9 protein-coding genes are annotated in these 12,306 nt (G+C 70.7%); 7 read left to right on the top strand and 2 right to left on the bottom strand.

Features of this window, described 5'->3' with window-relative positions:
* Positions 1 to 192: 192 nt before the first annotated feature.
* Positions 193 to 684 carry a hemerythrin domain-containing protein gene (locus ACWDNY_RS21650; RefSeq protein ID WP_451647420.1) on the bottom strand — a complete coding sequence of 164 codons (492 nt, stop codon included), beginning with the start codon at positions 682 to 684 and terminating at the stop codon, positions 193 to 195.
* Between the two features lie 316 nt (positions 685 to 1,000).
* Here ACWDNY_RS21650 and ACWDNY_RS21645 point away from each other — a divergent pair, with 316 nt between their 5' ends.
* The 4 genes from ACWDNY_RS21645 to tpg all read left to right on the top strand — a co-directional run bounded on the left by ACWDNY_RS21645 (position 1,001) and on the right by tpg (position 4,771).
* On the top strand, positions 1,001 to 1,315 hold the full coding sequence (locus ACWDNY_RS21645) for an ArsR/SmtB family transcription factor (RefSeq protein WP_451647419.1): 315 nt from the start codon (positions 1,001 to 1,003) through the stop codon (positions 1,313 to 1,315).
* Positions 1,312 to 1,722 carry an SRPBCC family protein gene (locus ACWDNY_RS21640; RefSeq protein WP_451647418.1) on the top strand — a complete coding sequence of 137 codons (411 nt, stop codon included), beginning with the start codon at positions 1,312 to 1,314 and terminating at the stop codon, positions 1,720 to 1,722. The genes ACWDNY_RS21645 and ACWDNY_RS21640 overlap by 4 nt, the downstream gene beginning before the upstream one ends.
* Positions 1,723 to 1,947: 225 nt before the next feature.
* On the top strand, positions 1,948 to 4,206 hold the full coding sequence (gene tap / locus ACWDNY_RS21635) for a telomere-associated protein Tap (RefSeq protein WP_451647417.1): 2,259 nt from the start codon (positions 1,948 to 1,950) through the stop codon (positions 4,204 to 4,206).
* Between the two features lie 7 nt (positions 4,207 to 4,213).
* Positions 4,214 to 4,771 (top strand): telomere-protecting terminal protein Tpg, encoded by a 558-nt coding sequence (gene tpg / locus ACWDNY_RS21630; RefSeq protein ID WP_451647416.1) that lies wholly within the window; start codon positions 4,214 to 4,216, stop codon positions 4,769 to 4,771.
* A gap of 331 nt (positions 4,772 to 5,102) precedes the next feature.
* On the opposite strand, the gene ACWDNY_RS21625 is transcribed toward tpg, so the two are convergent.
* On the bottom strand, positions 5,103 to 8,381 hold the full coding sequence (locus tag ACWDNY_RS21625; RefSeq protein ID WP_451647415.1) for a GH92 family glycosyl hydrolase: 3,279 nt from the start codon (positions 8,379 to 8,381) through the stop codon (positions 5,103 to 5,105).
* 514 nt (positions 8,382 to 8,895) lie between these two features.
* Here ACWDNY_RS21625 and ACWDNY_RS21620 point away from each other — a divergent pair.
* From ACWDNY_RS21620 to ACWDNY_RS21610, 3 genes are all read left to right on the top strand, one after another.
* A complete protein-coding gene (locus tag ACWDNY_RS21620) occupies positions 8,896 to 9,954 on the top strand; it encodes a right-handed parallel beta-helix repeat-containing protein (RefSeq protein WP_451647414.1) in 1,059 nt (352 codons plus the stop codon).
* Between the two features lie 562 nt (positions 9,955 to 10,516).
* The gene (locus ACWDNY_RS21615; protein ID WP_451647413.1) at positions 10,517 to 11,131 is read left to right on the top strand and encodes a DUF1326 domain-containing protein; all 615 of its coding nucleotides are present in this window, start codon (positions 10,517 to 10,519) and stop codon (positions 11,129 to 11,131) included.
* Positions 11,128 to 11,883, top strand: a complete 756-nt coding sequence (locus ACWDNY_RS21610; protein WP_451647412.1) for a DUF2182 domain-containing protein — start codon at positions 11,128 to 11,130, stop codon at positions 11,881 to 11,883. The genes ACWDNY_RS21615 and ACWDNY_RS21610 overlap by 4 nt, the downstream gene beginning before the upstream one ends.
* The last annotated feature ends 423 nt before the right edge of the window (positions 11,884 to 12,306 follow it).

The raw sequence follows: 12,306 nt of genomic DNA, 5'->3' as shown, positions 1-12,306 counted from the left end.
CCGCCGACCCCGGCGGCGGGCAGGGCCCGGGAGATCAGCTCATGTACAGGTACGGCGTGGTCGTGGTGAGCGGTGTGAAGCGGAGGCGTTCGGGGCACCGCCCCTGATCTCCGGAAGGGCGGCAGAGCGCGGCTGGCGTCCGTGCCGATGAAGGGCCGCTCGACGGGTGTGGTGCGGGAGGCCGGGGGCGGATCAGGATTCGACGATGCGGCGCACGTTGTCCAGGGAACCGCAGCCGGCCTTCAAGTGGCGTTCGCGCTCCTGCTGGAACACCGCGCCGAGCTCCTGGCGCCGCCGCATGGCCACGTTCTCGCGCGCTCCGTTGAGAATGGTGCGTTCTTCTTCGTCCGCGTGGTGGGTGACGGCTTCCACGAGTTCTTCCAGCTTCGAGTCCCATTCCTCGGAGCCGATCTCCTTGACTTCGAGGAGCTCCAGCAGGGCCTTGTTGCCCTCCTCGTGCTCGTCCTCGCCGTGTTCGACCTCTTCGTCGTCGATGTTCTTGTACCGCTTCAGGGCGGGGTAGACCTCGGCCTCTTCGGCGAGCGCGTGCGCGATCAGGAGGTCCGCGAACTCCTGCAACGCGGCCGCGCGGTCCGCTTCGACGCTTCGCATCTGGCGGAACAGGTCCTCCATGCGCCGGTGGTCCTGGAGGATGAGGTCGACGACGTCGTGTGTCTCGGCCATGGGTCAGGTGCGCCTTTCGCGAGGGGGGCGGGCCTCTTCCGCTTACCCCGTCCCGCCGTTTTGAGCGCCCCGGGCTGCCTGCGTGCCGCCGTCGGCGGTGTCCGGTGTGGGCCTCCCGGGTGGTGGCGCGACCGACACGACGAAGCGTGCCCGCACCGGCGCCGCCCCCGTACCCGGCGCCTGACTTCCCCCCAACCGGCCCCGTGGCCCGCCGAGGAACCACTCCCGCGCCCTCTCGCGACCGAACGGCACGGCAACCCCGCAATCGCGTCGGAAAACATTGACGCGTCGGAAATTCCCAACGTATTGTTCCCTCATGCCTACCGACGTGTTCGGCGTGCTGGCCAACCCGGTGCGTCGCAGACTGCTCGAGCACCTGCGCGAAGGGCCCCGCTCCACGGGCGAGCTGGCCGCACTGTTCGAACTGGGCAGGCCCGCCGTCTCCGAGCACCTGGCAGTGCTGCGCACCGCCCAACTGGTACGCGAGGAACCGCGCGGCCGGCACCGCTACTACCACCTCGAACCCGCCCGGCTGGCCGAAGTGAGCCAGTGGCTGCACCCGTTCGAGCACTACTGGAAGCAGCGCCTGGACGCACTGGCCGAACTCCTGGACGAGGAAGACGAGAGATGACCGAGAACAACACGATCACCTGCGAGAAGTTCCTGCCCCACCCTCCGGCGGCGGTGTGGAAGGCCCTGACCGACCCCGGGCTCCACGCCCGCTGGTGGGCCGCCGGAGACGTCAAGCCCGTCGTCGGGCACCGCTTCACCCTCGACATGGGCACCTTCGGCAGCCAGACCTGCGTGGTGACCGAGGCGGACCACCAGCGCCTGCTCGCCTACCGGTTCGCCGAGGGCACGCTCGACACCACCATCACCTGGCTGCTCCAGCCGGAAGGCGACGGCACCCGCCTCGTCCTCACCCACACCGGCTTCGACCTCGACTCCCCGATGGGTCGACAGGCCTACGACGGCATGGGCAAGGGCTGGCCCCACGTCCTGGAGCGCCTCGACACCGTCCTGGGCGAGACCGCCTGACCCCGCCTGCCCCGGGATCGACCACCCCGGCCACGTCGCGGCCGCCGGCGGAAACGCCGTCGTGCCGCTCCGCCGATCAGGCCCCACCGCCAGCCGGTACAGGTAGGGGGACCGCCCGCTTCAGCACCCCCTCTGCCCGGGGACGACCTTCGTACGGGAACCGGATGGCGAAAGTCCGCGACAGGTGCGGTTCGAGGGTAGGGTGCTCCATCTGGAGGTGCTGGGATGTCCGAGCTGTTCGACGCGATCGACGCGCTGGTCGCGTCCCGGGCGTCGCTGCCGCCACCGCAGGAGCGAAAGCGGCTGCGGAAGGCCCACGGTCTGACGGTCGAGGAGGTGGCCGCGGCGCTCAAGGTGCGCCGGGCGACCGTGAGCGGCTGGGAGGCGGGCAAGACCGAGCCGCGGCCGCCGGAGCGCGACGCGTACGCCCGGCTGCTCAACAAGCTCGGGGAGCTGTACCCCGCCCCCGCCGGTGAGTCCGTGTCCGTTCCGGAACCGGCGGCGCCGCAGACGTTGCCCGAGGCGCCCGCCCCGCCCACGGACCCGCGGGCTGTCTCCGCATCGCGGGCCTCCGCATCCTCGCCCCGGACGGCTTCCGGCGACAACAACCGACCCCGCCCCGCGACCGGCACCCACGTCGCGCCGGCCGGCACGACGCGTCCGGCGCGCACCACCGGCCCGTCGCCGACGTCGCGCCGCCCGGACACGCGGCAGGCCACTCCCGCGGACACCCCGGCCGGCACCCCCGCGGGCGCCGAGGCGCGCTTCGCGAACGGCCCGCTCGCGGTCGTCGACGTCGACGACGGCCACACCGTGGCGTACTGCGTCGGAGGCCTGGTCCTGGACGTGCCCGCCAAGTCCCTGGCGGCCCTCGTGGAGTGGACGCTGAAGGAGGCCAAGCTCGGGCAGCCCAAGCTGTCCGGCCCGGGCAAGGACGCCGACCCGCTGCTGGTGCTCACCGAGGCCGCGTTGCGGCACTACGGCCTGCCCGCCGCTCTCACGGAGGAGGAGCGGCGGGCGGGACGGCTGCCCGACGGCCACAAGGTCATCGGGCAGCTGGCGCGCGCGGAATGGAGGCTGACCCGGCGCGGGTTCGGCCCGTGGGCGCGGATCTACCGCCCGGCGCAGGGCTCGGAACGCAACTGCGTGCAGCTGTGCATCCCGTCGTGGCACGCGCTCGACGCCCGGCACTGGGGGAGCGCCGCCGACCTTCCGCCGGCGGACCTCGCCCGGCTGCTCGGCATTTACGCGGCACGGGTGATGACGCCGCGCGGGTCGACGGCGGTGACCGGCCTGGAGCTGATGACCGCCCTGCACCCGCCGACCCGCGCCTCCGAGCCGGACGAGACGGGCCGGCGGCACAGCGTGCACAACCCGGGTTCGCTGGGGAAGGACCCGGTGGACCCGGCGCCCTGCGAGGCCCCCGACGGGCACCCGCTCCTGGCCCACCTGCCGCGCTTCCACCGCCGCACACCGGCGGAGGTCCTGGCGGAGGAGGCCTACGACTGGGCCCGCCCGCTCACCGACGACGAGTGCACGAAGCGGTTCCTCGTCGGCATCGACGTCAACATGGCCTTCGGCGCCGGCGCCAACGGCCTGGTCGTCGGCCTGGGCGCGCCCACCCACGTCAAGCAGCCGCAGTTCGATCCAAAACTGCCCGGCTCGTGGCTGGTCGACCTCTCCCACGTCGATCTGTCGAGGGTGCGGGCCGGCAAGGAATGGGTCCAGCTGGACGCCGGCCTGCTGCCCAGCCCGTTCACACCGTCCGGCGACCGCCCCGAGGGACCGGCCTGGTACGCCACACCGACCGTCGCCTACGCCGTCGAGCTGGGGTACGACGTCACCCCGCTCGAGGCCTACGTCCGCCACGACAGCGGCCGGTACCTGGACGCCTGGTACAACAGGCTGCGCGACGCCTACGTCGCCACCATGGCCGACCTCGGCGTGCCCGCCGATGTGCCGCCGGAGGAGTTCCTGCGGGCCATGGACGGCCACAGGGAGCGCGACCCCGAGCTGGCGATCGCGGTGGCCGCGATCAAGGCGACCGTCAAGGGCGGCATCGGCAAGCTGCGCGAGCGGCCGCGCGGCGAAGGCTGGAAGCCCGGCCGGCCCTGGCGCGCCCTCGCCCGCCCCACCTGGCGGCCGGACATCCGCGCCGCGGTCATCTCCCGCACGCGGATCAACATGCACCGCAAGATCGTGAAACACGCGGCGTTCACCGGCCAGTACCCGGTCGCCGTCCTGTCCGACTGCGCCGTCTACGCCTCCGCCGGACCGTCGCCGCTGGACTTCCTGCCCTACCGGGAGGGCAAACCGCTGCCGGGCGGCTGGCGGCTCGGCGTCTCGCCCGGGATGGTCAAGCACGAGGGCACCCGGACCGTGCTGTGGGGCGAAGAGGTCCGCGAGCGGTTCGAGGCACCGCAGCTCAACCTCGCCCGGTACATCAAGACCGGCGAGATCACCGCCAAGGACGACGGGGAGTGACAGTCCGATGAGCGTGTTCGGGGACGGCCTGGACAAGGCCGTACAGCGGGCGTTCACCCGCCCCGTTCCCAAGAGCGCGGGCGCGCAGATGCGCTACCTGGTCAAACAGCTCAAGAGCACCAGGGCCGTCGCCCGGCTGCTGCGGATCTCCCAGCGCACCGTCGAACGGTATGTGAAGAACCAGATCAAGACGCCCCGCCCGGACCTCGCCGCCCGCCTGGAGAGCGAGGTCAGGAAGCGGTGGCAGCCGCAGATCCGCGCCAAGGCACGGCAGCAGGCCGCGACCACCGGCGGCATCGTCATCGACACCCGCGCACGCATCGGCTACACCGCCCCCGTCGGCACCACCGACGACGCCCGCCTGCGCCATCTGACCGTCGCCCTGCCACCGCAGTACGCGGCCCGGCTGTTCGACGCCCGGGACCGGGGCGCGCCCGACCAGCAGCTGCGGCAGATCGCCGCCGAAGCACTCAAGGAGGTCTACTTCCAGGACAGCGGCCGCCGCGCCGGCTCCCTGGAGGAGGTCCGCCTCACCGACGTCGAACACGTGGAGTTCGACCTGTAGGCACCCCGACCCACAGTGCGCCCCGAACCGACGGGGCCGGGAACACCGCGTGGCACCGTCGGCGGCACCCCCGCACCGTCACTGCGGCGGCTTGCCCCGGACGGCGAGGACCGACGCCCGTGCGGGCGTACTTTTGCCCCGTTGCAGAACCTGCCCCAGTGGGGGAGGAGGGGGTTAAGCGAGGGGTAGACATGTCACGGAGGGAGCCTGCCGCCTTGATGCCGCCCTCGGATGCCTCTCACGGCCGGAGCGGCCCCTCGCACGACGAAGGCCTGCCCCACCCTCACAGGGCCGAGCAGGCCTTCACCGGGCCGACGAGGGCGAATCGGCCTCAGGCGGTGGCCACCGCGAAGATGTGGATGACGCCGCCGTCCGTCGTGGCGGGCAGCGTCACACTCGCCAGCTGCTTGCCGGCCTGCAGCGCGATGGGCGCGGTGGCGAACACCTCCGTACCCACCGGGTCCTTGCCGCCGCCCTGCACGTCACGGTAGGCGGTGTGGACGGCGACCGTGTTGCCGAACGACGGCGTCTGCGAGCCGCCGCCCAGCGTCCAGTCGCTGAAGCCGATGCCGGCCTGCTGGGTCGTGCCGTCGGTGTACGTGAGCGTCGCCGTACCGCTCGCCGCGCCCTCAGCGGCGCTTCCCAGGAAACTCAGCTTCGTGGCACCGGCGGCCGTCGGCACGGCGAGCACCTGACCGCCACCGACCACCTCGATGTTGTCGGGCTCACCGGCGGCGGCCTCGGGCCAGGTGAAGTCGAACCCGCCGGAGGAGACCGTGTCACCCGGTTCGACGCCGGCGGCGGCGAGAGCCGCGGCCGAGTAGCTCCAGCCCTCACCGTCGAAGTCGGCCAGCGGATTCGCGTCGTCGGCCGAGATGCCGGTGCTGTTGACGTTCCACAGCATGCTGTTCTTCGCGGCGACTGTCACCGAGGCGGACGTCTTCGGCAGCGCTGCACCGGACGAGGACGTGAACGTCACCGGGACCGTGTAGAAGCCCTTCTTCGTCCCGGCGGCCGCGGAGACCGAGATCTTCGCACTGGCGGACCCACCGCTCGGCACCCTGACGTCACCCTGGCCTGGCGTCACCGTGATGCCTGCGGGCGGGGTGGCCGTCCAGTGGACGTCGGTGTCCTGCCCGTGGAGTGTCTGCACCCTGACGCTCGCGGTGACGGCGTCGCCACCGGGCTCCGCCTTGAGCTTCCCCGGGGTGACACCGGTGAAGTACTTCACTCCGCCGCCCGGGAACGACGGCGGCGCGTCGGCCTTGGCGCTGCCCCACGAGGTGTTGGGCCGGGACCCGAGGGTGTAGTCCAGTCGGCCGCCGTGGGCGACGAACGAGGCGGGGACCCACGGCTTGCCGGACTTCTTGCCGTTGACCCTCAGGCTCTGGACGTAGATGTTGTCCGCCGAGGCAGCAGGCGCGTTGATGGTGATGGTCCTGTGGTTCCCGGTGTGTATCACGGCACGCGGGAACAGCGGTGCCGAGAGCACCATGTCGGCGCGGCTGGGATTCTGCGGGTACATGCCCAGCGCCGAGAAGACGTACCAGGACGACATGGTTCCGGCGTCGTCGTTACCGGGGATGCCGCCGGGGGTGTCGGTCCACAGCTGGTCCATCTCCGCACGGACCGTCTCCTGGGTCCTGTACGGCTGCCCCAGGTAGTCGTACAGGTAAGGGGCGTTGATGTCGGGCTCGTTGGTCGGGTCGTAGCGTGTGGCGTCCCTGGCCGAGAAGTCGAAAGCGCCGTCCGGGGTGCGGAAGAAGGAGTCGAGCCGGGCTGTGGCCGCGTCGTTGCCGCCCATGGCGCTGGCGAGGCCCGCCACGTCGGAGTACACCATCCAGGTGTAGCGGGCGCTGGTCCCCTCGACGAATCCGCTGCCGGTGCCCGGGGTGAACGTACCCGCCCAGGTGCCGTCGGACTTGCGGTCGCGGACGTAGCCGCCGTGCGCGGTGGCGTCGGGGTCGAAGACGTTGGCCCAGTTGCCGGAGCGCTCGAGGAACTTCTTCTCGTTGGCGCGGTCCCCGATCCGGCCGGCGAGCGAGGAGATGCCGAAATCGGCCACCGCGTCCTCCAGCGTCTCGGCCGCACCGCCCCAGCAGTGACAGCCGTCGGCCGGCACGTAACCAAGGTTCAGGTACTTGTCCAGAGCCGGGCGCTGACCGACGCATTCGACGTTGCAGCCGGCACTGTCGGAGTCGTTCGCAGTCGGCACGGTCGCTGCCGTGACCAGGGACTTCAGGGCGCCCCTGACGTCGAAGTCATGCCCGCCGAAGGCATGGATACCGGCGAGCGCCACGTCCGAGGGGTCGCCCGACATCACGCTGGTCTTGCCGTTCTCCAGAAGCCAGCGGTCCCACTCGCCGCCCCTCTGGCTGGCGTAGTTGAACAGGGACTGGGCGTAGTCGCTGCCCGCCCTGGAGTTCAGCAGTGTCATCAACTGGACCTGGGCGCGGTACTGGTCCCAGCCGGAGAAGGTGCCGTACTGCGCCTTCTGGCCCTTGGCCAGCGTGTGGGGCTTGCGGTCGGCGCCCAGGTACCGGCCGTCGACGTCGCTGGTGAGAGTCGGCTCCAGCATGGAGTGGTAGAGCGCGGTGTAGAAGGTGGAGCGCTGGGCGTCGCTGCCGCCGCTCACCTCCATCTTGCCCAGTGCCTGCTCCCATGCCGCCCTGGCCCGGGACCTGACCGAAGCGAAGGTCCTGGTCCGTGGATTCTCCGCGCGGAGGTTGGCCTCCGCGTTCTCCGGCCGGACGTAGGAGATGGCCACCTTCGCCTGGACCTCGGTGGTGCCCGCCGGGAACGTCACGTAGGCCCCTGAGCCCTTGCCGGCCACCGGATTGCCGGACGAGCTGAAGCCCGTACCGCCCGTGGCGGAGGGGGAGCCCGGCTTCAGGGTTCCGTCCGTCCAGGTGCCGGACGTGGCGAACGGCGTGTCGAAGTGCGCCGTGAAGTACAGCGTGTAGAGGTCCTTGCGGTTGTTCGGGCTCTGCGGGCCGCAGAAGTTGCCCGCGCTGACCGAACCGGTCACGGTCCTGTCCTCGGTGTTCACCCGGACGTCGGCGGCGGTGCTGCCGCTCTCCGAGTTGGACGTGCGGAACAGCATGCTCGCGGGTTTGTCCGCGGGGAAGCCGAACCGTCCCGAGCCGGTACGCGGGGTGGCCGTCAGTTCGGCGGACGCGCCGCTGTCCAGACGCACCCTGTAGTAGCCGGCCGACGCCGTCTCGTTGGCGTGGGAGAAGGTGGCGGCGTACTTGGAGTCGGTGGTGTCGGCCGTGGGGGAGGAGTCGACCTCGCCCACGTACGGCATGATCGGAATGTCGCCGTTGGCCCCGGAGCATCCGACGCCGTTGAGGTGCGTGAGGCTGAAGCCCCGGATCTTCGTGGCGTTGTACTGGTAACCGCCCGGAGCGGGTGTCGAGGCCTGATTGCCGCGCGAGGTCTGCGGACTCCACGCCAGCATGCCGAACGGCTGGACCGCGCCGGGATAGGTGTTGCCGGCGTTGGACGAGCCGATCAACGGGTTGACGTAGGAGACCGGATCCTCGACCGCACCCCGGCCCTTCGCCGCCGATGCGGGGGTGACGGACACGGCCAACGCGGCGGCAGCCATGGCTGCCGCCGCGATGGAACCGAGAGCTCGCCGCCCGGGACGAGCCCGGCCCTCTGCTGGGGTATGACGTACCGATGAGCCTGACACCTGGCCTGCCCTTCGCGCCTGATGGGGGATCACCCCGCGCTTCTGGCACGCGCGTTCGCTCTCCCGCCCGGAAGTACATCGACAACGTTGTCAACGACGCGAGGATGCTCCCCCTGTCTTCCGGCGGTGTCAAGGGGTCGAGATCACAAACGGTCCTGCCTGGTGGCCGGTGTCCTGCGGGGCGGGTGCCGCGGGGCGGCGTGGCCTGGACCGGGTGGTGCCTGAGCGACGCTGGGAGCGGGCCGGCGGCTGCACCGGGCGGCGTCAGAAGTGATCGGAAACGTCGATTGCCGCGAGCGTACGGCCTGCGCCCCGCCGGACATCCAACGCGCCCTCGCTGCCCGGCGTCGCCCGCACGCGCACGCGACACGCCTTCGGACGGCCCATTCAGTGGCCACGAGGCCACGGGAGCCATAACTTATACAATGTGACAAAACGCCACATTGCTCTTTTCCTCAGCAGCGTAGGACTGGTCGCCTCCTGCGGCCCTGCCGCCCTGTCGGACTCGGCGGAGCGGACGCATCTCGTGCACCCGGGGGAATCAATCCAGAAGGCGGTGGACTCCGCCAAGTCGGGCGACACCGTACAGGTGATGCCCGGCACCTACCAGGAGAGCGTCAAGGTGGCGACGCCCGGCCTGACCCTGCGTGGTTCGGGCACCGCCACCGTCATCAAGCCGGCGGCGAAGGCCGCGAACGACTGCGGCCGGCGCGGCAACGGCATCTGTGTCATCGGCACCGAAGCCAAACGGCTCAAGAACGTCACCATCTCCGACCTGAAGGTGACCGGCTTCTCCAAAACCGGATTGATGTCCATGGCCACCGAAGACCTGACCGTGCGGGGGGTGACGGCCGAGAAGAACGCCGTGTGGGGCCTTGCCGAAGAGCACTCCGAACACAGCACGTACCGGGCGAACACCGCCCGGAACAACGGGGACGCGGGTATGTTCCTGGCCAACACCGTCGCAGCCGAAGAGGGCGGCGTCGACACCAAGGGCACGGTGGTCACCGACAATCGCTTGGAGAACAACAGGGTCGGCGTCACCGTCCGCCGACTGCGCAACCTGAGCGTCACCAGCAACAACGTCAGCGGCAACTGCGCAGGCGTCTTCATCGTCGGAGACGAGAACAAGCCGAAGGCCGGCGAGCTGACCGTGCGCGGCAACCGGGTCGTGAAGAACAACAAGTACTGCGCCAAGACCGAACGGCTGCCCTTCCTGCAGGGCTCGGGCATCATCCTGACCGGCGTCGAGAAAACCGATGTCACGGGAAACGAGGTGACCGGGAACTCCGGCACGTCCCCGCTGTCGGGCGGCATCGTGCTCTTCAAGAGCTTCGTCGGAGCAACCAGCGACAACAACCGGGTCAGGGACAACGCGCTGCGGGACAATTCCCCCGCGGACCTGATCAACCAGGAGAGCACCAAGAGCGGCAACACCTTCACCCGCAACGTCTGCCACGCGTCCAGCCCCACCGGGCTGTGCTGAGGCCCTACCCCGGACCCTGGGCAGCATCTCGGATCGTTCCGACGTGGTGAACGCAGCGAGGGTCCCGGGCGGTCCGCCCCATCGGGCCGCCCGGTGCCCCCCGAGCACTTGTCTGTATGCGGCACCACCGGCACCGGCACCCCGGCGGAGGACCTCATGCACGGTCTGGCGACGGACCACCGGCGCAGTCACCGGCCACTTGCCGGGCCGGTCCGCCCGGAAGGGACAGGCCCGCCTGCCAGGCCGCGAAGGACAACCGGTCCACCGACAGTTCGGCGATGCGAGTCATGGCGCGTGCCCCACGGCCGACGCCGGGCTCTACGCGCAGGAGGATCAGTCCCCCTCCGTTGTCGGTCGGCGAGGGCCCGACGGCATGCTGGGGGCAGCCTTGATCCAGTCGGAGCCGACGATCGGCGTCCCCTCGCACGGACACCGGCCTGATCCGTGCTGATCTGCGCGACGGGACCGTCGGGAATAGCGTGGAGAACAGCGGCACCGGGTCGGGAGGGATCTCCCGGTGCACTCCTCCGACGAGCAGGGCGCGAAGCAGGGAGACAGAGCCATGCCCTGGAGCCTGAACGGCACGTACCTGGAGAGCTGCAACTGCGACGTGGTCTGCCCCTGCACCACCTCGGGCTTCGCCGCGCCGGCCGACCACGAACGCTGCCAGGTGACCTTCGCGTTCCACGTGGACAGCGGGAACGTGGACGGCGTGGACGTCTCCGACCGCAGCGTGGCCCTCTTCATCGACGGGCCCCGGGTGATGGCCGAGGGGGACTGGCAGGTGGCGCTGTACGTCGACGCTTCGGCCGACGACGGCCAGGCGGAAGCGCTGGGCAAGGTTTTCTCCGGCCAGGCCGGCGGGCCGATGGCAGCGCTCACTCCGCTCATCGGGGAGGTCCTCGGCGTGCAGCGCGTCCCCATCCACTACCGCGACGACGGCCGCCGCCACGCCGCAAGGGTGGACGACGCCATCGACATCGAGATCGAGGACCAGGTCGCTCCGCAATTCGGCGACGACGGTCCGATCATGCGCCTGACCGGCATGTTCCACCCGGCGAACAGCACGCTGACGATCGCCCGCTCCACCCGGGCGACGGGCGACGGCGTGTACGGCCGGTCCTGGGACTTCACGGGAGCCAACGGGCACTCGGCACCCTTCACGTGGTCCGCATGACCGTTCGGCCGGTCACCGTCCGCAGGGCGGGCCCCGCCGGGCTGCTGCTGGTCGCAGCAGCCGCCGCCTGGATCTGGGCGGTGACGCGCTCTGCCGGCACGGGAGCGATGCCGGGCACCATGGGCCTGGGCCTGCCCGCCTTCCTGGCCGTGTGGACGCTGATGATGGCGGCGATGATGCTGCCCGCCACGGCGCCCGTCGCCGCACTGTACGCACGCACCATCAGCGCGCACCGCGCGCCCCACATGGTCGTTTTCACGGTCGCCTACCTGCTTGTCTGGGCGGCGGCCGGCCTGCCGGCGTACGCACTGGCCGGCGGCCTGGGCCGGGCGGCGAGCCTCCCCGCCGCGGCGGGGACCGCGGTGGCCACAGCCGTGTTCGCAGTCAGCGGCGTCTACCAGCTCACGCCCCTCAAAGACCGCTGCCTGGCCAAATGCCGATCGCCGATCGGGCTCATGCTGCGCTACGCCTCGTATCCGGGGCCCTCCCGCGATCTGCGTGCCGGGGCCCACCACGGGGCCTTCTGCCTGGGCTGCTGCTGGTCGCTCATGGTGCTGCTGGCAGCGTTCGGTCTGATGAACCTGTGGGCCATGGTGGTCCTGGCCGCCGTGATCACCGCCGAGAAACTCGCTCCGGCCGGCCGCCTGGTGGCCCGTGGCGTGGGGATGGCCTCAATCGCCCTGGCCGTCGCCGTCTTCTGGGTCCCTGCGCTGGCTCCGGGCCTCACCGGTGGCAGTACGGCAGGGATGTGAGACGGCCCGTGGGCGCCGGGGGATGGCATGGAGCAGGACCACGACGCCGGCCTGGACCTCGGCGACGGCGTTCGCCGCCGGGGGTGCCTCTCTGTCTTTCGTCAAGCAAGCTGTGGGGTTTGTCCTGGTCCCCGTGACCACGGACCTCGCCGGCTTCGCGCACATTCCCGACCACGCCCGTCACCCCCGGCGGATCCGGCCCGTGATCGGCACGCTGACCCCTGCCGACGAGGCCGAGACCCCCGCAGGAAACCGCGCAGGAGCTGTTCTCTGACGGGATGAACCAGTTCGGCCTCGACCCGCAGGAGCAAGAACCGCGCTACCACATGCGCCCCGACGGTCACACTGTGTGTGGGCGTGATGACAGGGGCGCCGATTGATTCTTCAAGTTTGACCGGACGGTAATTCTCCGCTCACTGTCAG

Source organism: Streptomyces sp. NPDC003697 (assembly GCF_053587115.1).
The sequence above is the reverse complement of the archived record's forward strand: the minus strand, read 5'-3'. Positions and strand labels throughout refer to the sequence as shown.

Bases quoted from the DNA above. Each gene is read 5' to 3' on its own strand.
- ACWDNY_RS21650 (WP_451647420.1), bottom strand. From the start codon at position 684: ATGGCCGAGACACACGACGTCGTCGACCTCATCCTCCAGGACCACCGG.
- ACWDNY_RS21645 (WP_451647419.1), top strand. From the start codon at position 1,001: ATGCCTACCGACGTGTTCGGCGTGCTGGCCAACCCGGTGCGTCGCAGA.
- ACWDNY_RS21640 (WP_451647418.1), top strand. From the start codon at position 1,312: ATGACCGAGAACAACACGATCACCTGCGAGAAGTTCCTGCCCCACCCT.
- tap (WP_451647417.1), top strand. From the start codon at position 1,948: ATGTCCGAGCTGTTCGACGCGATCGACGCGCTGGTCGCGTCCCGGGCG.
- tpg (WP_451647416.1), top strand. From the start codon at position 4,214: ATGAGCGTGTTCGGGGACGGCCTGGACAAGGCCGTACAGCGGGCGTTC.
- ACWDNY_RS21625 (WP_451647415.1), bottom strand. From the start codon at position 8,381: ATGGCTGCCGCCGCGTTGGCCGTGTCCGTCACCCCCGCATCGGCGGCG.
- ACWDNY_RS21615 (WP_451647413.1), top strand. From the start codon at position 10,517: ATGCCCTGGAGCCTGAACGGCACGTACCTGGAGAGCTGCAACTGCGAC.
- ACWDNY_RS21610 (WP_451647412.1), top strand. From the start codon at position 11,128: ATGACCGTTCGGCCGGTCACCGTCCGCAGGGCGGGCCCCGCCGGGCTG.